At 55.2% G+C, this 24388-nt stretch carries 28 protein-coding genes; 21 read left to right on the top strand and 7 right to left on the bottom strand.

Annotated features, from left to right (window positions below; all coding sequences use genetic code 11):
• The first annotated feature begins 18 nt into the window (after window positions 1-18).
• The 5 genes from ACVBEG_RS20170 to ACVBEG_RS20190 all read left to right on the top strand — a co-directional run bounded on the left by ACVBEG_RS20170 (window position 19) and on the right by ACVBEG_RS20190 (window position 4224).
• Window positions 19-801, top strand: coding sequence for a transporter substrate-binding domain-containing protein (locus ACVBEG_RS20170; protein ID WP_322181386.1), 783 nt, complete (start codon window positions 19-21; stop codon window positions 799-801).
• Window positions 802-882: 81 nt separating this feature from the next.
• Window positions 883-1611, top strand: a complete 729-nt coding sequence (locus tag ACVBEG_RS20175) for an ABC transporter permease (RefSeq protein WP_322181388.1) — start codon at window positions 883-885, stop codon at window positions 1609-1611.
• Window positions 1608-2318, top strand: coding sequence for an ABC transporter permease (locus ACVBEG_RS20180; RefSeq protein WP_219064159.1), 711 nt, complete (start codon window positions 1608-1610; stop codon window positions 2316-2318). The genes ACVBEG_RS20175 and ACVBEG_RS20180 overlap by 4 nt, the downstream gene beginning before the upstream one ends.
• A 10-nt stretch (window positions 2319-2328) precedes the next feature.
• Window positions 2329-3447 carry a succinylglutamate desuccinylase/aspartoacylase family protein gene (locus tag ACVBEG_RS20185; RefSeq protein WP_322181391.1) on the top strand — a complete coding sequence of 373 codons (1119 nt, stop codon included), beginning with the start codon at window positions 2329-2331 and terminating at the stop codon, window positions 3445-3447.
• Window positions 3448-3459: 12 nt separating this feature from the next.
• On the top strand, window positions 3460-4224 hold the full coding sequence (locus tag ACVBEG_RS20190; protein WP_322181393.1) for an ABC transporter ATP-binding protein: 765 nt from the start codon (window positions 3460-3462) through the stop codon (window positions 4222-4224).
• Between the two features lie 72 nt (window positions 4225-4296).
• On the opposite strand, the gene ACVBEG_RS20195 is transcribed toward ACVBEG_RS20190, so the two are convergent.
• Both ACVBEG_RS20195 and dcd read right to left on the bottom strand, forming a co-directional pair.
• Entirely contained in the window at window positions 4297-4530 is a 234-nt protein-coding gene (locus tag ACVBEG_RS20195) for a hypothetical protein (RefSeq protein ID WP_322181395.1), read from the bottom strand.
• 108 nt (window positions 4531-4638) lie between these two features.
• On the bottom strand, window positions 4639-5205 hold the full coding sequence (gene dcd / locus ACVBEG_RS20200) for a dCTP deaminase (protein WP_219064163.1): 567 nt from the start codon (window positions 5203-5205) through the stop codon (window positions 4639-4641).
• Window positions 5206-5525: 320 nt separating this feature from the next.
• Here dcd and ACVBEG_RS20205 point away from each other — a divergent pair, with 320 nt between their 5' ends.
• The gene (locus ACVBEG_RS20205; protein WP_014336857.1) at window positions 5526-5735 is read left to right on the top strand and encodes a cold-shock protein; all 210 of its coding nucleotides are present in this window, start codon (window positions 5526-5528) and stop codon (window positions 5733-5735) included.
• Between the two features lie 124 nt (window positions 5736-5859).
• On the opposite strand, the gene apbC is transcribed toward ACVBEG_RS20205, so the two are convergent.
• Window positions 5860-6954, bottom strand: a complete 1095-nt coding sequence (gene apbC / locus ACVBEG_RS20210) for an iron-sulfur cluster carrier protein ApbC (RefSeq protein ID WP_330200385.1) — start codon at window positions 6952-6954, stop codon at window positions 5860-5862.
• 187 nt (window positions 6955-7141) lie between these two features.
• Here apbC and metG point away from each other — a divergent pair, with 187 nt between their 5' ends.
• From metG to ACVBEG_RS20250, 8 genes are all read left to right on the top strand, one after another.
• Window positions 7142-9184: a methionine--tRNA ligase gene (gene metG / locus ACVBEG_RS20215; RefSeq protein WP_447108240.1), complete on the top strand. Its 2043-nt coding sequence runs from the start codon at window positions 7142-7144 to the stop codon at window positions 9182-9184.
• Between the two features lie 128 nt (window positions 9185-9312).
• On the top strand, window positions 9313-9900 hold the full coding sequence (locus tag ACVBEG_RS20220) for an Rnf-Nqr domain containing protein (protein WP_322181400.1): 588 nt from the start codon (window positions 9313-9315) through the stop codon (window positions 9898-9900).
• On the top strand, window positions 9897-10763 hold the full coding sequence (gene rsxB / locus ACVBEG_RS20225; protein ID WP_322181403.1) for an electron transport complex subunit RsxB: 867 nt from the start codon (window positions 9897-9899) through the stop codon (window positions 10761-10763). The genes ACVBEG_RS20220 and rsxB overlap by 4 nt, the downstream gene beginning before the upstream one ends.
• Window positions 10750-11775 (top strand): RnfABCDGE type electron transport complex subunit D, encoded by a 1026-nt coding sequence (locus tag ACVBEG_RS20230; protein WP_322181405.1) that lies wholly within the window; start codon window positions 10750-10752, stop codon window positions 11773-11775. The genes rsxB and ACVBEG_RS20230 overlap by 14 nt, the downstream gene beginning before the upstream one ends.
• Entirely contained in the window at window positions 11768-12391 is a 624-nt protein-coding gene (locus ACVBEG_RS20235; protein WP_322181407.1) for an RnfABCDGE type electron transport complex subunit G, read from the top strand. Before ACVBEG_RS20230 ends, ACVBEG_RS20235 begins: the two co-directional genes overlap by 8 nt.
• Window positions 12388-13053, top strand: a complete 666-nt coding sequence (locus tag ACVBEG_RS20240; protein ID WP_447108241.1) for an Rnf-Nqr domain containing protein — start codon at window positions 12388-12390, stop codon at window positions 13051-13053. Before ACVBEG_RS20235 ends, ACVBEG_RS20240 begins: the two co-directional genes overlap by 4 nt.
• The gene (gene nth / locus ACVBEG_RS20245) at window positions 13050-13688 is read left to right on the top strand and encodes an endonuclease III (protein WP_322181411.1); all 639 of its coding nucleotides are present in this window, start codon (window positions 13050-13052) and stop codon (window positions 13686-13688) included. The genes ACVBEG_RS20240 and nth overlap by 4 nt, the downstream gene beginning before the upstream one ends.
• A gap of 105 nt (window positions 13689-13793) precedes the next feature.
• Complete coding sequence (locus ACVBEG_RS20250) at window positions 13794-13976, top strand: PA3496 family putative envelope integrity protein (protein WP_322181413.1); 183 nt, start codon at window positions 13794-13796, stop codon at window positions 13974-13976.
• Between the two features lie 179 nt (window positions 13977-14155).
• Here the strand turns inward: ACVBEG_RS20250 and ACVBEG_RS20255 are convergent, their stop codons facing one another.
• Window positions 14156-14782, bottom strand: coding sequence for a response regulator transcription factor (locus ACVBEG_RS20255; RefSeq protein WP_322181415.1), 627 nt, complete (start codon window positions 14780-14782; stop codon window positions 14156-14158).
• 1305 nt (window positions 14783-16087) lie between these two features.
• On the opposite strand from ACVBEG_RS20255, the gene ACVBEG_RS20260 reads away from it, so the two are divergent.
• The 3 genes from ACVBEG_RS20260 to ACVBEG_RS20270 all read left to right on the top strand — a co-directional run bounded on the left by ACVBEG_RS20260 (window position 16088) and on the right by ACVBEG_RS20270 (window position 18291).
• Window positions 16088-16633, top strand: a complete 546-nt coding sequence (locus ACVBEG_RS20260; protein WP_322181417.1) for a hypothetical protein — start codon at window positions 16088-16090, stop codon at window positions 16631-16633.
• 374 nt (window positions 16634-17007) lie between these two features.
• Window positions 17008-17628, top strand: a complete 621-nt coding sequence (locus ACVBEG_RS20265; RefSeq protein WP_323565662.1) for a hypothetical protein — start codon at window positions 17008-17010, stop codon at window positions 17626-17628.
• Between the two features lie 384 nt (window positions 17629-18012).
• A complete protein-coding gene (locus tag ACVBEG_RS20270; RefSeq protein WP_322181421.1) occupies window positions 18013-18291 on the top strand; it encodes a hypothetical protein in 279 nt (92 codons plus the stop codon).
• A 221-nt stretch (window positions 18292-18512) separates the two neighbouring features.
• On the opposite strand, the gene ACVBEG_RS20275 is transcribed toward ACVBEG_RS20270, so the two are convergent.
• On the bottom strand, window positions 18513-19730 hold the full coding sequence (locus ACVBEG_RS20275) for an argininosuccinate synthase (protein ID WP_219064177.1): 1218 nt from the start codon (window positions 19728-19730) through the stop codon (window positions 18513-18515).
• 129 nt (window positions 19731-19859) lie between these two features.
• A complete protein-coding gene (locus ACVBEG_RS20280) occupies window positions 19860-20765 on the bottom strand; it encodes a flagellar protein MotY (protein ID WP_322181423.1) in 906 nt (301 codons plus the stop codon).
• A gap of 127 nt (window positions 20766-20892) precedes the next feature.
• Between ACVBEG_RS20280 and pyrC the strand changes: the two genes are divergently transcribed.
• From pyrC to bfr, 4 genes are all read left to right on the top strand, one after another.
• The gene (gene pyrC / locus ACVBEG_RS20285) at window positions 20893-21939 is read left to right on the top strand and encodes a dihydroorotase (protein WP_322181425.1); all 1047 of its coding nucleotides are present in this window, start codon (window positions 20893-20895) and stop codon (window positions 21937-21939) included.
• Window positions 21936-22619, top strand: a complete 684-nt coding sequence (rnt, locus tag ACVBEG_RS20290) for a ribonuclease T (protein ID WP_322181427.1) — start codon at window positions 21936-21938, stop codon at window positions 22617-22619. The genes pyrC and rnt overlap by 4 nt, the downstream gene beginning before the upstream one ends.
• Window positions 22620-22909: 290 nt before the next feature.
• The gene (locus tag ACVBEG_RS20295) at window positions 22910-23128 is read left to right on the top strand and encodes a bacterioferritin-associated ferredoxin (protein WP_322181429.1); all 219 of its coding nucleotides are present in this window, start codon (window positions 22910-22912) and stop codon (window positions 23126-23128) included.
• Between the two features lie 202 nt (window positions 23129-23330).
• Window positions 23331-23801 (top strand): bacterioferritin, encoded by a 471-nt coding sequence (gene bfr, locus ACVBEG_RS20300; RefSeq protein ID WP_322181431.1) that lies wholly within the window; start codon window positions 23331-23333, stop codon window positions 23799-23801.
• Window positions 23802-23954: 153 nt separating this feature from the next.
• On the opposite strand, the gene grxD is transcribed toward bfr, so the two are convergent.
• Window positions 23955-24296: a Grx4 family monothiol glutaredoxin gene (gene grxD, locus ACVBEG_RS20305; protein ID WP_219064183.1), complete on the bottom strand. Its 342-nt coding sequence runs from the start codon at window positions 24294-24296 to the stop codon at window positions 23955-23957.
• Between the last annotated feature and the right edge of the window lie 92 nt (window positions 24297-24388).

Here is a 24388-nt window from a genome sequence, read left to right on the forward strand (position 1 = left end):
GGTTTTAAGGACTGATCAATGAAAAAAGCATGGCTGACCCTTTCCGCACTGGCTATTTGTCTCGCCGCTGGTAGTGCAATGGCCAAGGAATACAAGGAACTGCGTTTCGGCGTCGATCCTTCTTATGCGCCTTTCGAATCAAAAGCCGCCGATGGCAGCCTGGTAGGCTTCGATATCGATCTGGGCAATGCGATTTGCGCCGAGCTGAAAGTTAAATGCAAATGGGTCGAGAGCGATTTCGACGGTATGATTCCCGGTCTGAAAGCCAACAAATTCGACGGCGTTATCTCGTCGATGACCGTAACAGATGCGCGGATGAAGGTTATCGACTTCTCCGAGGAACTGTTCTCTGGCCCAACTGCACTGGTGTTCAAGAAAGGCGCGGGCGTAACGGCCGACCCTGCAACCCTCAAAGGCAAGAAAGTTGGCTATGAGCAAGGCACCATTCAGGAAGCCTACGCCAAGGCCGTATTGGACAAGGCGGGTGTAACAACCCAGGCCTATGCGAACCAGGACCAGGTCTATGCTGACCTGACTTCCGGCCGTCTCGATGCTTCCGTACAAGACATGCTGCAAGCCGAACTGGGCTTTTTGAAGTCACCAGCAGGTGCTGGCTTCGAAGTCAGCAAGCCAATCACAGATCCACTGCTGCCGGCTAAAACCGCAGTCGGTATCTCGAAAGGTAACAAAGAGCTCAAGGCGTTGTTGGATAAAGGTATCAAAGCGTTACACGACGATGGTAAATATGCAGAAATCCAGAAAAAACACTTTGGCGATCTGAACCTGTACAGCGGTAAATAACATCCCAACGCCCGTCGATTTCAGGTGAAAATCTACCACCCGATTCGATGGGCGTTTTTTTGACCGCAAAAGGCTTGATCCATGTTTGACGAAATGCTGCAAACCCTTGGATTGTCCGCCTTCAGCTTGAAAGGCTTCGGCCCGCTGCTGCTTCAAGGCACCTGGATGACCATCAAATTATCGTTACTGTCGCTGCTGGTGAGCATCGTGCTCGGCCTGATTGGCGCCAGCTGCAAACTTTCGAGTCTGCGCATATTGCGCATACCGGCGCAGCTCTACACCACCTTGATCCGCGGCGTGCCCGATCTGGTGTTGATGCTGCTGATTTTCTATAGCCTGCAAACCTGGCTGACCGGTCTCACAGAAGCAATGGACTGGGACTACATCGAAATCGACCCGTTCGCGGCCGGGGTCATCACCCTCGGGTTTATCTATGGCGCCTACTTCACAGAAACGTTCCGTGGCGCGATTCTCTCCGTCCCACGCGGACAGGTCGAAGCCGCCACCGCGTATGGATTGAAGCGCAGCCAACGTTTCCGTTTTGTGGTGTTCCCGCAAATGATGCGTTTCGCCCTGCCGGGCATTGGCAACAACTGGATGGTGATGCTCAAGGCCACCGCCCTGGTGTCGATCATCGGCCTCGCCGATCTGGTCAAAGCCGCTCAGGATGCAGGCAAAAGCACGTATCAACTGTTTTTCTTTCTGGTCGTGGCCGCACTGATTTACCTTCTGATCACCAGTATTTCCAACGTTGCTCTGCGCTGGGCCGAACGACGCTATGCCGCAGGTAGCCGGGAGGCACAACGATGATCGAACTTCTCCAGGATTACTGGCGGCCCTTCCTTTATAGCGACGGCTACCACATCACCGGTCTGGCCATGACCATGTGGCTGCTCAGCGCTTCGATCGCTATCGGCTTTGTGGTATCGATCCCGCTGTCTATCGCCCGAGTGTCACGCAAGTTCTGGGTGCGCTTGCCGGTACAGTTCTACACCTATCTGTTTCGTGGGACACCGCTGTATATCCAGTTGCTGATTTGCTACACCGGTATCTACAGCATCGCAGCCGTGCGTGCCCAACCATTGCTGGATGCGTTTTTTCGCGACGCGATGAACTGCACGATTCTGGCATTCGCCCTGAACACCTGCGCTTACACCACGGAGATTTTTGCCGGGGCGATTCGCAGCATGCATCATGGTGAAGTCGAAGCAGCCAAAGCCTACGGACTCAGCGGCTGGAAACTCTATGCCTACGTGATCATGCCGTCAGCGCTACGGCGTTCGCTGCCGTTCTACAGCAACGAAGTCATTCTGATGCTGCACTCGACCACCGTGGCCTTCACCGCGACCGTGCCGGACATTCTCAAAGTAGCGAGGGACGCCAACTCGGCGACGTTCATGACCTTCCAGTCCTTTGGTATCGCCGCCCTGATTTATTTGACTATCACCTTTGCCCTGGTCGGCCTGTTCCGATTGGCCGAGCGCCGTTGGCTAGCCTTTCTGGGCCCGGCTCACTAGGACTTTTTACATGCGCCATCACACGCACAATCTGCTCGCCCCGCTACCAGGGACCGCGCGGCAGATCCACAGTTTTCATTACGGCCCGGAAAACACTGGCCGCAAGGTTTATATCCAGGCGTCCCTGCATGCGGACGAATTGCCCGGCATGCTGGTGGCCTGGTACCTGAAGCAGCGCCTGGCCGAGCTGGAAAGCGCCGACCTGCTGTTGGGCGAAATTGTTGTCGTCCCGGTCGCCAACCCCATCGGCCTGGAACAAGTGCTGATGGATATCCCGCTGGGTCGCTACGAACTCGAGAGTGGGCAGAACTTCAATCGCCTGTTTGTCGATTTGAGTCTGCAGGTAGGTGACGATGTCGAAGCGCGGCTCAACGATGACCCGCAGCACAACCGTGAACTGATCCGCAGCAGCCTGCGCGCGGCGCTGTCTGCTCAGATCGTCGATACGCAGTTGCAATCGCAACGGCTGACCCTGCAACGCCTGGCTTGCGATGCCGACATGGTGCTGGACCTGCATTGTGATTTCGAAGCGGTGGAGCACCTTTACACCACTCCCGAGGCCTGGCCTCGAGTCGAGGCACTGTCACGCTACCTGGGCGCTCAGGCTAGCCTGTTGGCCACCGACTCCGGCGGGCAATCGTTCGATGAATGCTTCACCCTGCTTTGGTGGCAGTTGCAACAGCGCTTCGGCGCACGCTTTGCAGTTCCCATGGGCAGCATTTCGGTGACCCTGGAATTACGCGGCCAAGGCGACGTTAATCACGCCTTGGCCAGTCGCGACTGTCAGGCACTGATCAACTACTTGACGCTGTATGGCGTGATCGCCGGAGATCCGGCGCCCCAGCCAGAGCTGTTGTACCCGGCAACACCGCTGGCCGGTGTCGAGCCGGTCGCAACGCCGGTCGGCGGCCTACTGGTGTTCTGCGCCCAACCCGGTGAGTTTCTGGAAGCCGGGCAAAAAATCGCTGAAATCATCGATCCGATCAGTGATCGGATAACGCCAATCCACACTCTCAATTCCGGCTTGTTGTATGCCCGCTCCTTGCGGCGCATGGCGACCGCTGGCATGGTCATCGCTCACGTCGCAGGCACCGAAGCCTACCGTAGCGGTTACCTGCTTTCTCCTTAAGGACTGCACGGCATGTACAAACTGACGATCGATGGCCTGCACAAGTGCTATGGCGACAACGAAGTGCTAAAAGGCGTATCGCTCAAAGCAAGCACGGGCGACGTGATCAGCCTGATCGGTGCCAGCGGCTCGGGTAAAAGTACCTTTTTGCGCTGCATCAACTTTCTGGAAACACCCAATAGCGGCACCATGACCCTGGACGGCCAGCCCGTGCGCATGGTCAGCGACAAGCATGGTATGCACGTCGCAGACCCCGCCGAACTGCAGCGCATCCGTACTCGCCTGGCAATGGTGTTCCAGCATTTCAATCTATGGAGCCACATGACCGTGCTGGAAAACGTCAGCATGGCCCCGCGCCGTGTGCTGGGTGTTTCCAAACGCGAAGCCGAAGACCGGGCGCGCAAGTATCTGGACAAAGTCGGCCTGCCGACACGCGTTGCCGAGCAATACCCGGCGTTCCTCTCCGGCGGCCAACAACAACGCGTGGCGATTGCCCGTGCGCTGGCGATGGAGCCGGAAGTGATGCTGTTCGACGAACCCACCTCGGCACTGGACCCGGAGCTGGTCGGCGAAGTACTTAAAGTGATTCAAGGCCTGGCTGAAGAAGGCCGTACCATGATCATGGTTACCCACGAAATGAGTTTTGCCCGCAAAGTCTCGAATCAGGTGATGTTCCTGCACCAGGGCCTGGTCGAAGAGCAAGGGCATCCTGACGACGTACTGGGCAACCCGCAAAGCGATCGGCTGCGGCAGTTTTTGAGCGGGAATTTGAAATAGCGGGAAAGGCTTTTCACGCAGCAACGCGAACCGAAGACACACGCCACTCATCACGCTCCAGCCTTGGTGCATTCAAACGACGGGCTTGGGTGGCGCCTCATCAGGAAGGGTTGGCACGCCTGGCTCAGTGGGATCTGTGGGTTCGTCGGGCTGTTCGTTCGGGGAATCGGGGTCGGGCTGCCCCGGAATGCCGCCGACCCTGTTGATGTTGATCTGGGGATAAGCGAGCAACGACCACGCCAGAAGGCCCACATGATTGTGGTCGCTGACTCTTGCGGGGGCGATGCGTTTCGAACTTGACGTCATAGGGCACTCCTGAGTGTTGACTCCCCTCGCTCGGCGCGAGAGGGAACAGTCCTGACAATAGAGTGCCTGAATGGGCACTAATTCCCTGGGCGCCCGATCAACGGCAAATCAAGTGCGCGGCAATGTCACGCCGCGTTGACCCTGATACTTGCCGCCACGGTCTTTATAAGAAATTTCACACTCTTCGTCGGATTCCAGAAACAGCATCTGGGCCACGCCTTCATTAGCGTAGATTTTCGCCGGCAAGGTGGTGGTGTTGGAGAACTCCAGCGTCACATGGCCTTCCCACTCGGGCTCGAGTGGCGTCACGTTAACGATAATTCCGCAACGTGCATAAGTACTTTTGCCCAGACAGATGGTCAGCACATTACGCGGAATGCGGAAATATTCGACCGTGCGTGCCAAGGCAAACGAGTTTGGCGGAATGATGCAGACATCACTTGTCACGTCGACGAAGCTCTTTTCATCGAAATTTTTCGGGTCCACCGTCGCCGAGTTGATGTTGGTAAATACCTTGAATTCAGCGGCACACCGCACATCGTAACCGTAGCTCGACACACCGTAGGAGATCAGCCGGTTAGCGCCTTCACCGCGAACCTGGCGCTCTACAAAGGGCTCGATCATCCCGTGCTCTAGCGCCATGCGGCGAATCCACTTGTCCGATTTGATGCTCATGGCGGTGTCCTGAATAGCGAGGTGGAAAAAGATGTCTGGCATCTTACCGGGCCGGGCCTTCGGGTTCAAAGACTCTAGAGGTCACGGCCATCGATCCAAACCCGTGTTTAAGCATGAATGAAAATAATCCTGAACAAGGCATTGGCACTTCTCGAAAAACCAGTTAAGGTGACGTCACTGTGTTGCTTGTGTCACTGAGAATCTCTACACGATGTTGAATTTCGATCCAACCATCTCCAAGAATTTTTCCTGCTCTTTGCACTCAGTCTCGGCCAGGGTTCTTCCTGTGTCGCAGTTAACTTTGTCCAAGGAGATACACCATGTCTAATCGCCAAACTGGTACCGTTAAGTGGTTCAACGATGAAAAAGGCTTCGGCTTCATCACTCCACAATCCGGTGACGACTTGTTCGTTCACTTCAAAGCTATCCAATCTGACGGCTTCAAAAGCCTGAAAGAAGGCCAACAGGTTTCTTTCGTCGCTACCCGCGGCCAGAAAGGTATGCAAGCTGAAGAAGTTCAAGTTATCTAACTTGTACTGAATCGCTTAAAAAAAGCCTCGCCCTCAAAAGCGGGGCTTTTTTACGCCCGTAGAAAATGTAAATGCTTTACGGCGACAGCGTGAGCACCCAGCGGATGCCCACGGCAATACACAATCAGTCGTCGCTAATGGTGATGTTCGGCATCGCCTGCGCCTGAGCTTCCTGCAAGACGATTCTCGCGCCCACGTGACGGGCCAGTTCCTGATAGACCATGGCAATCGGGCTTTCTGGATCAGCGATTACCGTCGGTTTACCACCATCGGCCTGCTCGCGAATCACAATCGACAGCGGCAATGACGCCAGCAGCTCGACATCGTATTGCGCCGCGAGCTTCTCGCCACCACCCTCACCGAACAAATGCTCCGCGTGACCGCAATTGGAGCAGATGTGCACGGCCATGTTTTCCACAACACCCAACACCGGAATGTTGACCTTGCGGAACATTTCGACGCCTTTCTTGGCATCCAGCAATGCCAGATCCTGTGGAGTGGTGACAATCACCGCTCCGGCCACAGGGACTTTCTGCGCCAGCGTAAGCTGGATATCGCCCGTGCCGGGCGGCATATCGATGACCAGATAATCCAGATCATTCCACGCCGTTTGCGTAATCAGTTGCAGCAGCGCACCGGAAACCATCGGCCCGCGCCAGACCATCGGCGTGTTGTCATCGGTCAGGAACGCCATGGACATGACTTCAATACCGTGCGATTCGATGGGCACGAACCACTTCTGATCCTTGATCTTCGGCCGCGTGCCTTCGGGGATGCCGAACATCACACCCTGGCTCGGGCCATAGATATCCGCATCGAGAATACCGACCCGTGCACCTTCGCGAGACAACGCCAGCGCCAGGTTTGCGGCGGTAGTGGATTTGCCCACGCCGCCCTTGCCGGAAGCAACTGCGACGATGTTCTTCACATTGGCCAGGCCCGGGATTTGCCCTTGAGCCTTGTGCGCGGTGATCACACTGCGCACCTCGACCTTGGCCGAGGACACACCCTCCATCCCCTCTATAGCCATTTGCAGCATTTGCGCCCAGCCATTCTTGAACAGGGCGGCGGCATAACCCAACTCAAGTTGAACGCTGATGCGATCACCCTGAATATCAATGGTACGCACACAGCCCGCGCTGACAGGGTCCTGGTTCAAATAAGGGTCGGTATATTGGCGAAGCACGGCTTCCACCGCTGCGCGATTGACGGCGCTCATGGCTACTCCCGGTAAAAAGACTGAGTAAAACAGACGGCTATCCTACCCCTTCTGAAAGGTGCCGGCATGCTTTCACAGCATGCCGATATGTTGGCTGATCACGGGCAATGCTCGCCAACGGGGTGAAATATATCGTCCAGACCTTTATAGTGACCGACCTCCGTTTCACTTCAAATAGCCGAGCCCCATGTCCGAGCCACGCAAGATTCTCGTCACCAGCGCCCTGCCCTATGCCAATGGATCGATCCACCTTGGCCATATGCTTGAGTACATCCAGACCGATATGTGGGTGCGTTTCCAAAAGCATCGCGGCAATCAGTGCATCTATGTCTGCGCGGACGACGCTCATGGCTCGGCAATCATGCTGCGCGCTGAAAAAGAAGGGATTACCCCGGAACAGTTGATCGACAACGTCAAGGCTGAACACAGCGCCGACTTTGCCGACTTCCTGGTGGATTTCGATAATTTCCACTCGACCCACTCCGAAGAAAACCGTGAGCTGTCGAGCCTGATCTATACACGCCTGCGCGACGCCGGCCATATCGCTACCCGTTCGATTACCCAGTATTTCGACCCGGAAAAGCAGATGTTCCTGGCCGACCGGTTCATCAAGGGCACCTGCCCCAAATGCGGCACCGAAGATCAGTACGGCGATAACTGCGAAAAATGCGGCGCGACCTACGCCCCGACCGACCTGAAAGACCCTAAATCGGCGATTTCCGGGGCGACGCCAGTACTGAAAGAGTCCCAGCACTTCTTCTTCAAGCTGCCAGACTTCGATGCCATGCTCAAAAGCTGGACCCGCAGCGGCACATTGCAGGACGCCGTGGCGAACAAAATCGCCGAATGGCTGGATGCAGGCCTGCAACAGTGGGACATTTCACGCGATGCACCGTATTTCGGTTTCGAAATTCCAGGCGAGCCGGGCAAGTATTTCTACGTCTGGCTGGATGCGCCAATTGGTTATATGGCCAGTTTCAAGAACCTGTGCGCCCGTCGCCCCGATCTGGACTTCGATGCTTACTGGGCCAAAGATGCCAGCACCGAGCTGTACCACTTCATTGGCAAGGACATCATCAACTTCCACGCCTTGTTCTGGCCAGCCATGCTCGAAGGTGCAGGTTTCCGTAAGCCAAACGCAATCAACGTCCACGGTTACCTGACCGTCAACGGCCAGAAAATGTCGAAATCGCGCGGCACCTTTATAAAGGCCCGCACGTACCTGGACAATCTGTCACCGGAATACCTGCGTTATTACTATGCGGCCAAGCTCGGCCGGGGCGTCGACGACCTGGACCTGAACCTGGAAGACTTCGTGCAAAAGGTCAATTCCGACCTGATCGGCAAAGTGGTCAACATTGCCAGTCGTTGCGCCGGCTTCATCCATAAAGGCAATGCCGGCGTACTGGTCGCAGGCAATGCCGCGTCAGAATTGACCGACGCTTTCCTTGCCGCCGCACCCAGCATTGCCGACGCGTACGAAACGCGTGACTTTGCTCGCGCCATGCGCGAAATCATGGGCCTGGCCGACCGCGCCAACGCGTACATCGCAGAAAAAGCACCCTGGTCTCTGGCCAAGCAGGAAGGCAAGCAAGACGAAGTCCAGGCCGTTTGCGCGCTGGGCATCAACCTGTTCCGCCAACTAGTGATTTTCCTCAAGCCCGTCTTGCCGCTGCTGGCAGCCGACGCAGAGGCCTTCCTGAACGTCGCGCCGCTGACCTGGAACGACCACCAGACGCTCCTGAGCAATCATCAGCTCAATCCGTTCCAGGCGCTGATGACCCGAATCGACCCCGTAAAAGTGCAAGCCATGACCGACGCCTCGAAAGAAGACCTGACCGCCAGCCAAACTTCTGTTGCCCCGCAAGGTAATGGCGAACTGGTCAAAGAACCCTTGGCCGCCGAAATCGACTTCGGTGCATTCGAAGCAGTGGACCTTCGCGTGGCCCTGATCCTCAAGGCCGAACACGTTGAAGGCGCCGATAAGCTCCTGCGCCTGACCTTGAACATTGGCGACGAACAGCGTAATGTCTTTTCCGGAATCAAAAGCGCCTATCCGAATCCAGCCGAGCTGGAAGGTCGCCTGACCATGATGATTGCCAACCTCAAACCGCGCAAAATGCGCTTTGGCATCTCCGAAGGCATGGTGATGGCTGCGGGCCCTGGTGGCGAAGAAATCTACCTGCTCAGCCCCGACAGCGGCGCCAAGCCTGGTCAACGCATCAAGTAAGCCCGGCAAAAAGCCCGCGAACAGTGCTGTTCGTGGGCTTTTTTATGGAAGAAGTACGGCCTGCGTCCTTGCCGGGTACTATCTTTCTTAAAGGCTCCCTCGCCTGATCGCTCACTCCCGGCACGACCATGACCGACTTCATCCTCACCCTCATCAGCGCCGCATTGATCAACAATCTCGTATTGCAGTTGCCGCTGGGTGTCGACCCGCTACTCAAGGCCTCGCGCCCATCTGACTTCACCCGCTCGCAAGTACATGCATTGGGCATCGCAACTACGTGGATAATGTTTTCAAGCACACTCATCAGCTACCTGCTGTACCGCTATTTGCTGCTGCCGCTGGAGCTGACGTACCTGCGTTTGTTTATATTCCTGCCGGTAAGCGTACTGTTAATCACGCCCTGCATATCCATGTTGTCTCGGTTCTTGCCGCGATTGTCCTTCGACGGGCTGTGGCCACTACTGCTGGGTAACGCCGGGATTCTCGGGTTGGCGATGCTGAGCACACAGGCCGACAAGGGGATTTTCCTCACGCTGGCATTGAGCCTTGGGGCCGGACTGGGCTTCTGGTGGGTACTGAGTTTGTTTCATGATCTTCGTCAACGCATTCACATCCAGGATGTTCCACTGCCTTTTCGCGGCATGCCGATCGAACTGATCAGTGCCGGTTTGATGGGACTGGCCTTTCTCGGCTTCAGTGGGCTGGTCAAACCATGAACCTGATCCAACGTATCGATGCGCTGCTGCCGCAGACACAGTGTGGCAAATGTGGGCATCCCGGCTGCAAGCCCTACGCCGAAGGAATCGCCAGCGGCGAAGCGATCAATAAGTGCCCGCCCGGCGGCGACGAAACCATCGCAGCACTCGCCCGGCTACTGGAAGTCCCTGTCGTACAGTTGGACCTCGATCGCGGCCCCGCGCCAGCGCAGATCGCGTTCATCCGTGAAGCCGAGTGCATTGGCTGCACAAAATGCATTCAGGCCTGCCCGGTGGACGCCATCGTTGGCGCAGCAAAGCTGATGCACACCGTCATCATCGACGAGTGCACGGGTTGCGACCTGTGCGTGGCACCTTGCCCAGTGGATTGCATCGAAATGCACCCGTTGCCACTCAGCGTGATCCCGGTCGTTGGCGGTATGGCGTTTAGCAGCGAACTGCAACAAGCCCGCGCCAGCAAGCGCAACCATGCGCGCCGACGCTTCGAGCTGCGCAACGACCGGCTGCGTCGTGAAGAAGAGCATAAGCAGGCCGAACGGCTGGCCCGCTCCCAACGCCCCGTTCAAACACCCGTAACCACAGCAACGCCTGCACTCAACCCCGTACAGGCCGCCATCGAGCGCATCCGTGCGCAAAAAGCTGCGGCCGATGACCAGGCCCTGAAAAAAGCCAAAATAGCCTTGGCTATGAGCCGGGCGCAGTTGAACAAGTCGCTCAAGGCTTTTGGCCATCCGCCCACCGCCGAACAGCAAGCGCAACTGGTCGTGCTACAGCGCGAATTCGAAGCCGCCGAACACACCTTGATCACGCTCGAAGCAAACGCTCAGACGCAACCCAAGGTCGACACTCATGCCACCGCCTGAAGCAGCCGCCAGCCCGACCGAACAGGTCAGCGAGCGCCTGCAAAAGACCATGAGCCTGGTGTTACTGGCCACGGTGCCCGGCGCTCTGGTGCTTTTGTGGTTTTATGGATGGGGCGTTTTGATCAATTGGCTACTGGCGGCCAGCATGGCTCTGGCAGCCGAGGCCTTGGTGCTCACGCTGCGTCAACAGCCGCTCAGGCCCTCGCTGAGCGACGGTAGCGCACTGGTCAGTGCAACGTTGCTGGCATTCGCCTTGCCGCCGTATTCACCGTGGTGGCTGACACTGCTGGCCAGCGGCTTTGCACTGCTGTGTGGCAAGCACCTGTTCGGCGGAGTAGGAAAAAACCCGTTCAACCCGGCCATGCTTGGGTATGCCTTGGTGCTGGTGTCGTTTCCGCAACAGATGAACCACTGGCCGGCGCCTCACAGCCTGAACCTGATGGGCGGTCTGCAACAGATTTTCGGTTTCAACCTCGGCTCGACGACGCCACCCGATGCCTGGGCTCAAGCCACTGCGCTGGACGCCTTGCGGATCAATAAAAGTCTGACCGTCGACGAGCTGTTCGCAGGCAACCCGTCGTTCGGCCGGTTCGGAGGCAGAGGTGCCGAGTGGCTGAACCTGGCATTCCTGGCGGGCGGTGCATTCCTGCTCAAACAGCGGGTAATCAGCTGGCATGCGCCAGTGGGAATGCTTGGTAGCCTGTTTATCATCAGCCTGCTCTGCTGGAACGGTTCCGGGTCGGATTCCCACGGCTCGCCGCTGTTCCACTTGTTGACCGGTGCAAGCATGCTAGGCGCGTTTTTTATCGCGACAGAACCGGTGTCCGGCCCCAAAAGCCCACGCGCACGCCTATTGTTTGGGGCTGGAGTGGGCGTGATCACCTACCTTATTCGCACCTGGGGCGCCTACCCTGACGGGGTCGCTTTCGCGGTGCTGCTGATGAACCTTACCGTGCCTGCGCTGGAGCGAATGCGGCCTTCCGAAGAAAACCCGGAACCGCGTCATGAATAAACCCTCCAGAGCACTCAGCGTGCTGATCATTACCCTCATCGCCTGTGTCGGCGCGGGCCTGACGATCACTCTGCAACACGGCACAAGCGCGCGAATCATCGCTGCGCGCGAAGCGGCTCAGGCACAAGCGTTTCTATCGATTCTGCCACCAGACAGTTTCGACAATCACCCCTTGCAGCATCCTTTGACCTTGCCTGAGCAAACGCCTGCAACCCAGACAGTCATCGCCGCATATCTTGCAACGCTCGCCGATCAACCTAGCGCGATCCTTTTCCACAGCCGGACGCAGGGCTACTCCGGGACCATCGAGCTGCTGATTGGTGTTTCGACCACAGGCAAATTGATTGGGGTAAAAGCTCTCAAGCAAAACGAAACACCCGGTCTCGGTGCCCGTATCGCTACTGAACCGGGCTGGCTGGCAAGTTTTATCGGCAAATCAATGAGTGAGCCAGCAGAGTCAGGCTGGGCGCTGAAAAAAGACAACGGACAGTTTGATCAGATCGCGGGGGCGACGATTACCTCTCGAGCGACTGTCAGTGCGATCCACGAAACACTGCAATTCTTCGATGCCTATCGAGCGCAACTCCTGTCGCCATCCACAGGTAACCCGCCATGAGCGAGCGAGCGCAACATAACAATGATTTCAGCCCCCTTCTTGGCCCACTGAGCCTGACACCACTCCTGGGGATCACTGATTCACTCGTACGGGCCATGGGACTCTTGTTGGTCCTATGGATCGTCGGCGGCCTGCACAATGTGTTGGTCCGGTGGATGCGCCCGCTGTTAAACCCCGGCTCGCACCTGCTCGCCAGCACACTGGTGGCCGCCGCACTGGTCAGTTGCGCTGAACTGGTGTTGCAGGCTCAAGCGCTGGCGCTCTATCAGGGGCTGCGGATCTACCTGGCATTAATCGGCACTCATTGCGTGCTGAGCGAATACACCGGCGAAGCGACTGACGACCGGCCTCGGAATTATCCCAAGCCGATCGTTCTGTTCAGCGTATTGATGCTGAGTCTCGGGCTGCTGCGCGAGTTACTAGGCAACGGCACCCTACTCAGCCATGCCCAGTGGCTGTTCGGCGCAAGCGCGGCATACTGGGAAGTGAGTATATTTTCAGGGGGGCTGCACCTTGCCCTCCTGACGCCTGGAGGGTTTATCTTGCTAGGACTGCTCCTGGCTGCGAGAAACGTCTGGGCAAGCCGCTCAAGCCCAATTCGAACGCCTGATGCCAAGAACATCGACCGACTCTCCGCCTCCAAGGAAACGCTTCAGCCATGAATGCCGCAAAACGCCTGGAAATTTTCCGTCGCCTGCGCGAAGACAATCCGGAACCTAAAACCGAATTGGCCTACAGCTCACCGTTCGAACTGCTGATCTCGGTGATTCTTTCGGCTCAAGCGACAGACGTCGGAGTGAACAAAGCAACCGCACGCCTGTATCCGGTGGCCAATACCCCGCAAGCGATTTACGACCTGGGCGTGACAGGGTTGTCCGAGTACATAAAAACCATTGGTCTCTACAACAGCAAAGCAAAAAACGTCATCGAGACCTGCAGGATGCTGATCGAACTGCACGGTGGCCAGGTACCGCAGACCCGCGAAGCGCTAGAGGCCTTGCCGGGCGTCGGACGCAAAACCGCCAACGTTGTTCTCAACACGGCCTTTCGCCAACTGACCATGGCGGTCGACACCCATATTTTCCGCGTGAGCAATCGCACAGGCATCGCCCCCGGCAAGAATGTGGTCGAGGTGGAAAAGCAACTGATGAAGTTTATTCCGAAGGATTACCTGCTCGATGCTCATCACTGGCTCATCCTGCATGGCCGTTATGTTTGCCAGGCCCGAAAGCCCCGTTGTGGCAGCTGCAGGATCGAAGACCTCTGTGAATACAAGGACAAGACGTCTGACGATTGAGCGATAGAGGTTCCAGGGGGCAATCGATTGAAAAAATCTTTTTTACCCGGTCATGAATTGTCGCTATAAGGTGCGCCAATGACAGCCTAAGCCTGGAGTCACTTTATGAGCACTGGCAAAGAGCAATTGGACACAGAAGACGACTTCGCTACGGTCGAAGCGGATGAGGACGAGCAGGCGCCTGTGGAACAGGCAAAGACCAATTTGAGCAAACGCCGAACCATCGACAACCTTCTGGAAGAGCGGCGCTTGCAGAAGCAACTGGCTGAGTACGACTTCGACCTTTAAAGCATCGAACCTACCCGACCTCAATGCCTGGCGGTCTTTGATTGTAAAGGGTTTTCCCGTATAAAGCCTCTCACTCGCGAGAGGCTTTAGCGATGATCGGTTATCAATATACGACCACGGCAAAGCCTGCTCTCTCTTTCCCGTATTCCTGCTATCCCCGAGCACGGCGAAACGATGTCTCAGACCAGCCCATTGCGCTGAGCGAGTTCAATCAAATCAACCAAAGAACGGGCGTTAAGCTTGAGTAACAGGCGCGTCTTGTAAGTACTGACAGTTTTATTGCTCAAAAACATCCCGTCAGCAATTTCTTTGTTGGTTTTACCGCGAGCCAGCTGCTGCAACACCATCATCTCTCGGCCAGACAGCCGATCGACCATATCTGCCTCACTGGCATTACCCAGGCTTGAGCGCACGGAATGAAGTGCCTGGTTGGGGAAATAACTGTAGCCCGACAACACCGCCTTAATCGCGCTTAGCAACTCAGTGAGATCTTGTTGTTTACAGACATAGCCGGCAGCACCGGCTTGCATGCAGCGCATGGAAAAATGCCCCGGAGCTTGAGAGGTCAGAATCAGCACCTTGAAAGGCAACGTCATCGCTGTCAGACGGGCGATTACCTCCAGCCCGTCCAGCTTCGGGATACCTATGTCAAGAATAACGATGTCGGGCAAATGCTCTCGAGCCAGCTGCAAGGCGTCCACGCCATTATCCGTTTCCGCGATGACCTCATAGCCATGGCGCTCCATTAGCATGCGTACAGCAAGGCGAATGACGGGGTGATCATCCACGATCAGCACTTTATTCATGGGTAAGTCCAATTTTCGCTGTTCGATTTTTTAGAGTCAGCACAATAGCCTAGTCGTTTAGTGCTTTGCATAGCGCCCCCCCCCGAGGACCAACAGCCAGAGACCATTCCTACATATACGACAGATACGCCCTACAAAAGACGCCATGCGTGATGTACTTTTTGATCCTTTTGACAATCGGCAACCCTCGGCGGCGGATGAACTGGTTTCAGTTTTGTTTGCTGATCTCCAGCATCGTGGTTCACGTAATAGAGTTATCAACGTTTGGTCAAGCACAGATCCGACACCTCGATAACTAGTCAATCGAGATTTGGCATTTTCAGTGCTCACTCGGGATCCTGCGAAGCACAAATATAGCCATAAGCCACATTTACCAACGTTTTCAACCCTTACTCCGCGGTGCCTGAAACTGGTTTTTTACAGAGTGTCAGTGAACCATGAACGCACTGATGAACGCACGTGTCGACCCTCTGTCTATTCAGAGATGTGTCGGATTGTCAGACACAATACAGAACACCCGTCATAAATTATTACCTATTATATTGCGGATGTCTCAGCAAAATTTACAAATGTTGAATTTAAAATCCACGTATTTGCACAGCTTTTTTATTATTCTCATCCACTTTAGGAAAAAAGCTACACGACACTCAGAAAAGTCCTAAAGCTCACGCCCTCATTCAACCCGACACCAACAGAAATACTTAATCCAACCGAACTGAATAGATAGCCCGCATCACCGATGCAGGCCATTTGCGTTGCCACCTTAAAAGTTTATATAACAAACACGGCACGGTTACGGAGTGCAGACCTGAAGAAAGTCATCGACCTTACAACAAAACGCCTGCAGCCCTATACAAAGAGCTCATCCGACCTAGAGTTAATGCTATTCGTTGAACACTGGCCATACCTGGCGACACGAAGAGGAAACGTACTACATCACATTAAGAATGCCGACCCCTCCAATGTAATAACCTCGCACAACTCGCCAGGTAATTCATATAAAGCGCTTTTTTTCACTTGCAAATTCTATTACCAGTCGTTACTTTTTATTAGCAGCAACTCTATTAGAACGCTTGCCCACCCTATTTAATCGAATCACGGGATAAAGTTACTCATCGAGCCTGCTCACTGTACTGCCCGTGACTCGGTGATTTCATTGATTATTGGGCGGCGCCACTAAACTCGACAACTTAAAATCCGCCACTTTTCAAGAGCCCTTATTTTTCCCGCATAACCGGATCGAAGCGACTCACACCCAATGATGTGCTCACTTCCCCAACAGCATACAAACACAGGCCTATTACCATGAACAATAAAGCCCCCCATTCCCGCTCTAAACATGCGCCTCTGCTGGATTTGGCGACTGCCGTGGACCAGTTCATTCAGCGAGGAGGCGTTATCAATGTTATCCCGACCGGAGAGACTGCAGACACTATCCTGGCGTCAGAAATCCCCCCGCGCCTTGATATAGATCTGGAGGAAGACACCCATAAAAAACTGGAACTATTGAAAAGTTTGGTGGCCAAGGGTGCTGGCGTCAACGCTCTCCAATACTCCCTGAGGATGAACAAGAAAGATGTGAGACGGATGGCCGGGGAACACGGCCTGAAGATATCCTATAGCCGACCTATTCGCGGTATCCAGAATGAAAAAAAGGCAGAGCCTGCTACCGTTGATGACGACATTGCAGGCCACGCCATGCATTATTCCAACTTGGGGTATACGGCATGGGAGATCGCTCAGAAATTGAACTTGAGCGTGCGCCAGGTATGGAAAATCGGGCAGGACTATCGATTTGAATTCAGACAAGCCCGCGACAGAACCGACTCAAGCGACTTGCCTGAGGCGTAACACATTAAGCACCCCGACCGTCATCCGAGCCTGTGCTTGTGGGTAACGCAGCCTAACAAAACAGGTGTAAGCGTGATGACCGCATCACCGTCAGTCTTCATGCCTCGCAACGACCGGCTTTGGTCTTTTCAACCCCTGCCTGCCCGTGCCAGGCAGCCTTAAGCCAGTTGTTAGCCGACGCCATCGAAAAGCCCCACACTGTCCCTCTCTAATAACTAAAGAACTTAGTTATCTATCGCAATTAAATCCGCCCCCGCCGCCACCGTTAAACATACCCGCGTGGGTTTGCCTATTGCAAAAGATCGCACAATCCGCTTAAACAACATTACTCACTGCTCACCTCACATCCACTGACACTACCCTCAGGAACTAACATGAATAAAGACTCCATCACCGGCATGAACCCAGTGCGTATAATTGCCTTGTTCGCAGCGCTCTCCGAAGCCTCCGCCGCCACGGCGCTGCCCTTTCTACACGAGGACAACCAGACCCTTTATGTTTGGTTCCTCATTGTCTTCCCTTGCACCCTGACGCTTATGTTTTTTTTGACATTAAACTTCAACTATAAAGCCCTCTATGCGCCCTCTGACTTCTCCAATGAAAAAAACTTTCTAAAGGTCTCAAAAAAAACCGATCTTTATTCTAAAGACACGCCGCAGCAACCCCCACTCAAAGCGCCTACAAACGGGAATAAGAAGAAATCATTTTCGAAACTCTTGCTCCACCCTGCCAATAGACAGGATGCTTTTTATGGAGGGCCCATCTCCTGTCAGCGCGACTTAGAGAATACCCTATCCCTGCTCACTGTCCAGAACAGCACCTCTCACAGTAACACCCCCCCCTCTGCCCGGTGGATTTTAGTGATTAAAGACTGGGACGAACCGATGCCGCATGACGAACTCATTGAGTTAATTAACCGCTGGGCAAAAAGCACACCACACTCCGACATTTCCGCCGTATGGGTAATTGAATCAGACCGTGTTATTTATCTATGAAAACACCCGAATACACGAGAGCGCTGTTCAACTGTTCGTTGCCCGCCGTAGGAACAATACGACAGGCGCCATGGACAACTCTAGAATTAACAACACTTCATTTACTTAATTGCGTAGGCGTTTACCGTGAACACCCACCGAATTATCTTCCAACGCCGTCCGACCGACGATGAAGACCTTAAGCCTCTTAAGACGCGAGCCCTGAGAAATCAAAACCCAAACTATTCCTTTGAATGAGTGACGCGACGCCTCGTATCTAAAAAGCGACTAGTGTAATGAGAAGCCGCCTGCGAATGCCCTCAGCCTTAAAAACTGACGAGCCAACGCTAACGTAAAAACACCGCGCACCGTCAAGGTCCCTCATCCAATTGAGCAGAGCATACAATGACGCTATTAAAAGATTATCACGACACCCAAAAAGCGCTTGAGCAACAACTGTCGTTGCTGGCGTCACTCAAAAAAAATTCATCCTTAATAAAGGAGCTTGAGTTCGAGAAAAAAATCAAAGCGCTGATGACGCGCTACCGTAAAACGCCGAAAGACTTGATTACACTTTTCGACACCACAGCACCGCTCACTAACACGACTGTTCACGAACGTCCTGTCACGTACGCAACGGGGGCCAAGAGACTAAAGAAGACACCAGAATCAAAGCCTCAGTGATCCATTTCACGGGTGCACCCGAGACTGCAGAGTTGAATCACAGGACGACTTGGCAGTCCCTATGCGATGACCTGGCAGCGCTGAAAAGCGTTGCCAGACTCAAATTCAACGCTGGCCCTTGACCCGCTTCCATTGGAAAAATGGGTCAAGGGCTATATCGCTTCCGTGCACGAATACCTCAAACAAACCTTGGTTTATTCAATGGCCCCCGGCACCGGCCATCAGAACAACTTACGGCCTTTGTTTGCAGCAATGCGCATGCGCAGAGCATTCAATTTGATAAAGCCGGCTGCGTCCGCCTGATTGTAAGCGCCGCCGTCCTCTTCAAACGTCGCAATATTTGCATCGAACAACGACTCGTCGGATTTACGACCTGTCACGATGACATTGCCTTTATACAGCTTCAGACGCACAACGCCGTTCACGTGGGCCTGAGACGCGTCGATCATCTGTTGCAACATCAGACGCTCAGGGCTCCACCAGTAGCCGGTGTAAATCATGCTGGCGTACTTAGGCATCAACTCGTCTTTGAGGTGAGCGACTTCACGGTCCAGGGTGATTGACTCAATGGCGCGGTGAGCGCGCAGCATGATGGTGCCACCTGGTGTCTCATAGCAGCCACGAGACTTCATGCCCACATAACGGTTCTCGACGATATCCAGACGTCCGATACCGTTTTCGCCGCCGATGCGGTTCAGGGTGGCCAATACTGTCGCAGGCGTCATATCTACGCCGTCCAGCGCCACGATATCGCCATTGCGATAGGTCAGCTCAAGATACGTTGCAACGTTCGGCGCGTCCTCTGGGGACTTGGTCCAGCGCCACATGTCTTCTTCGTGCTCAGTCCAGGTGTCTTCCAGCACGCCGCCTTCATAGGAGATGTGCAGCAGGTTGGCATCCATGGAGTACGGCGACTTCTTCTTGCCGTGACGCTCGATCGGGATGGAGTGCTTTTCAGCGTAATCCATCAGTTTTTCGCGCGACAGCAGGTCCCATTCACGCCATGGAGCAATCACCTTGACGCCTGGCTTGAGGGCATAGGCGCCCAGCTCGAAACGAACCTGATCGTTACCTTTGCCGGTGGCGCCATGGGAAATGGCATCAGCGCCGGTTTCGTTGGCGATTTCGATCAGACGTTTGGCGATCAGCGGACGTGCGATGGAGGTACCCAGCAGGTACTCGCCCTCGTAGACGGTATTGGCGCGGAACATCGGGAATACGAAATCGCGCACGAACTCTTCGCGAAGATCGTCAATGTAGATTTCTTTCACGCCCATGGCTTTTGCCTTGGCGCGGGCGGGCTCGACTTCTTCGCCTTGGCCCAAGTCAGCAGTGAAAGTCACTACTTCGCAGTTGTACGTGTCCTGCAGCCACTTGAGGATTACCGAAGTATCCAGGCCACCGGAATACGCGAGAACCACCTTGTTTACGTCCGCCATGCCATCACTCCACCGGGTTGTACGGAAAACCGGTGATTCTACCGCTCAAACCTGTCAATTTACAGAGGCGCGACAGCTTGTGACGACGAAGCGACAGTTAGTGTCGAGAGTACGACCGATTCATGCCGCTCAGGACGTGGCAGCGGCATTGCTCGCAGCCGCAACAGGTGTGGGCTCATCAGGCGCGACACGTTCCAGCTGGATGTTGACCCGACGGTTGCGTGCACGGTTGGCGGCATTGGTGTTGGGCACCAGCGGATACCGCTCGCCATGAAAGCGCAGGGTTATCTGCTTTTCCTGCACACCTTGAGTCTTGAAGAAGTCCATCACCGCCAACGCCCTGCGCCGCGACATATCACGATTGGTCAGGCGGTTACCGCTGTTATCCGAATGGCCATCGAGTTCAATGTGGTTAACGGTGGGATCGGCTTTTAGGAACTCAGCGATGACCTGCAGCTTTGCCCGCGCTGGCGCATCAAGATCGACGCCGTTGCCTGGGAAGCCTATCTGCGCCTGCTTGACCTGTTCGAAATTCATCGGTAGCAACTTGGTGGTACAGGCTTGGTAATCGCTGAACGCCTTGTTGAACCTGACCGGTAACAGCCGCACTTCCACAGCACTATTACCCTCTTGAGAGTAATGACGAATAACCGGACTGCGACCTTCAAGCAAGCCTGCCATCAGGCGCCCGGCCTGGCCCTGGGAGCTATTGAATGGAATGCCGCCATTGCTTACTTTGACCGAGCCCAGATTGATATCACCGCGCCCCGGCTGCCAGGGCGCTGCCGCCGCCAACAGGGTCGCAGAACCCGAGCCGAGCATACTGCCAGTAGCCTTGAGACGAAACGTGGCCTGCTCACCCGCGCGGCGCACGAATTCGCCCACACCGAAATCGGTGATGGGTTGGGTCAGGCGACACTCGAATTTGTCACCTTCGACTTTCCATTCGATACTTTCCAGACGCGTCTGGAAGGTGATAGCCACTGCCGGCAGACTGGCAAACACGCTGAGCAAGGCTAGATAACGCTGGCGCACGGGAGGCTCCACTAGAAAACTGCATACGTCTGGCTATCGGTAACTTCCCGGAAAACTTGATAGCGAGTGCCTGGAAGAGTCTTTTCCGGTAGCATTCCCAGCGAGTTTGACCCGCCTGGAATCCCCAATGTCTGACCGCCTGACCCTTCTGCGTCCCGACGACTGGCACATTCACCTCCGTGATGGAGCTGTTTTGCCTCACACCGTCGCTGACGTAGCGCGTACTTTTGGACGCGCAATCATCATGCCGAACCTGGTGCCTCCCGTGCGTAATGCACAGGAAGCTGACGCCTATCGCCAGCGCATTCTTGCTGCGCGCCCGGCAGGCAGCCACTTCGAACCGCTGATGGTGCTGTACCTGACCGACCTGACCCAGCCGCAGGATATACGCGCGGCCAAGGCCAGCGGGTTTGTCCATGCCGCCAAGCTGTACCCGGCCGGGGCAACCACCAACTCCGATTCCGGCGTCACCAGCATCGACAAAATTTTCCCAGCGCTCGAAACCATGGCTGAAGTCGGCCTGCCGCTTCTGGTCCACGGGGAAGTGACCCGTAGCGAAATCGACGTTTTCGACCGTGAAAAAATCTTCATCGATGAGCATTTACGTCGAGTGGTTGAACGCTTCCCAACGCTGAAGGTGGTTTTCGAACACATCACCACCCGCGAAGCCGTGCAGTTCGTCAACGACGCTTCGGCGAACGTCGGGGCGACGATCACCGCCCATCACCTGCTTTATAACCGCAACCACATGTTGGTCGGCGGCATTCGCCCGCACTTCTATTGCCTGCCGATTCTCAAACGCAACACTCACCAGGAAGCATTGCTCGATGCCGCCACCAGTGGCAGCGCGAAATTCTTCCTCGGTACCGATTCAGCGCCTCACGCCCAGCAAGCCAAAGAAGCGGCGTGCGGCTGTGCCGGTTGCTACACCGCTTACGCTGCCATCGAGCTGTACGCCGAAGCGTTCGAACAACGCAACGCCCTGGACAAACTGGAAGGTTTTGCCAGCGTTCACGGCCCGGCGTTCTATGGCCTGGCACCCAACCGCGACACCATAACGCTGGTCCGTGATGAATGGACCGCACCTACCAGCCTGCCGTTTGGCACGCTGTCCGTAATTCCGCTGCGCGCCGGTGAAAAACTGCGCTGGCGCCTGCTAGAGGAACACGCGTGAGCGAAGATCATTTCGACGACGAACAGGACGGTCATGGCGGCGGAGGCGGAGGCGGCTCTCGGCACCCGATGGCTGCCCGTTTCCGCGGCTATCTGCCGGTCGTTATCGACGTAGAAACCGGCGGATTCAACTCGGCGACCGATGCGCTGCTGGAAATCGCCGCAGTCACGATCGGCATGGACGAAAAAGGCTTCGTGTTCCCTGAGCACACTTACTTCTACCGCGTTGAACCGTTCGAAGGCGCCAATATCGAAGCTGCCGCGCTGGAGTTCACCGGGATCAAGCTCGATCACCCGCTGCGCATGGCTGTCAGCGAAGAAACTGCGCTGACCGACATCTTCCGTGGTGTTCGCAAAGCCTTGAAAGCCAATGGCTGCAAACGTGCGATTCTGGTGGGGCATAACGCCAGCTTCGACCTCGGCTTCGTAAATGCTGCAGTCGCGCGCCTGGACATGAAGCGCAACCCTTTCCACCCGTTCTCCAGTTTCGACACCGCGACCCTAGCGGGTCTGGCTTACGGTCAAACCGTGCTCGCCAAGGCCTGTCAGACCGCGGACATCGACTTTGATGGCCGTGAAGCACACTCAGCCCGCTACGACACCGAAAAAACCGCAGAACTGTTCTGCGGCATCGTCAACCGCTGGAAACAAATGGGTGGCTGGGAAGACTTCAACGACTGAAGCCTGTCCTGCTCTCCAAAAACCGGCCCACGTGGCCGGTTTTTCATGTGCGCCATCAGGTGTTTTATAGGAGATGCCGCCCAGTATTCGACGCGGCGCTGTGTTCTGGACGCAAGGGGCGCGCTCAAACCTGTTTACAGGACAAGACTGGCTTATCCGCGACCTCCCCATCGCTCCCTGCCCGGAGTCGACAGCTCTAATCCAGGCCTCAGACAAGCTGCTTTGACAAGCATTCTCATTACGATTAGTATCCCCAGCACTGAGTCATCAACCAGCGACGGTTCTCACTTATGTATGTCTGCCTCTGCCAAGGTGTTACTGATGGGCAAATCCGGGACGCGATCCTTGAGGGTTGCTGCAGTTACCGTGATGTCCGCCAAACGTTAGGCGTCGCCAGCCAATGTGGCAAATGCGCGACCGTTGCCAAAGCCGTGGTGCGTGAAACCCTGACGGAGCTGCAAAGCAGCCAGGTAATGCTGGCCTACCCCGCAGAGTTTTCAGTTGCCTGAATGGCGCCTTTTCAAAGAACCGGACCTTGTGTCCGGTTTTTTTATGTCTTTAATTCAAACGCTTAGCCGATAAATACGGAACTCAAACACTCTTATTAGTATTTAATTCGACTTATTATTCAATACCTTAGGTTTGACAGCCCCTATTAGTGCGGCTCAGACTCCGAGCCTATCTACATAAGCCATAGAACAGGACCTCGACATGAAAGGCGACATCACCGTCATCCAGCATCTCAACAAGATCCTCGGAAACGAGCTGGTCGCAATCAATCAATACTTTCTGCATGCCCGCATGTATGAAGATTGGGGCCTGAAAAAACTCGGCGCGCACGAGTACCACGAATCCATCGACGAGATGAAACACGCTGACAAGCTGATCAAGCGCATTCTGTTCCTGGAAGGCCTGCCTAACGTACAAGATCTGGGCAAGATCCTGATCGGAGAGCACACCAAGGAAATGCTTGAGTGCGACCTCAAAATCGAAAAAATAGCGCTGACTGACCTCAAAGCGGCCATCGCGCACTTTGAAGTTGTTGGCGACTTCGGTAGCCGTGAGCTGCTCGAGGACATTCTCGAATCCGAAGAAGAGCATATCGACTGGCTTGAAACCCAGTTAGGCTTGATCGATAAAGTCGGGATCGAAAACTACTTGCAGTCGCAGATGGGCGACTGATCGCTCACTGACGAAAAAGCCCCGCACCTCAATCACGAGGGCGGGGCTTTTTAATGCCTGGTATTTGAACGCGGTGAGTCAGGCACACCGCGTCAAATCATTCGCAGGCAAGCCTGCTCCCATAGCTTCTGGGCAGACTCACATCAGCATCCATCAAGCGTCGGCTTTATCCGCTGCGGCTTTGGCGGTCGCTTCTTTGACCTGCGTTTGCAGCTCACCACTGGCAAACAGCTCGGTGATGATATCGCTGCCGCCAACCAGTTCACCACCGACCCACAGCTGTGGGAACGTCGGCCAATTGGCATATTTAGGCAGGTTGGCGCGAATTTCCGGGTTCTGCAGGATATCGACGTAAGCGAACTTCTCGCCACACGCCATCAATGCCTGGGAAGCTTTCGCCGAAAAACCGCACTGCGGAGCATTCGGAGAGCCTTTCATGTAAAGCAGAATGGTGTTGCTGGCAATCTGCTCTTTAATAGTTTCGATGATATCCATGGAGCACCTCGGCTGAACTTTCCGACTCAGATGTCGGCACGGTGGCGCATTGTAACGGAATCCCGAGCACTACGCTCGGGCTCTACTCAACC

The sequence above is a fragment of the Pseudomonas sp. GG8 genome (assembly GCF_052976945.1).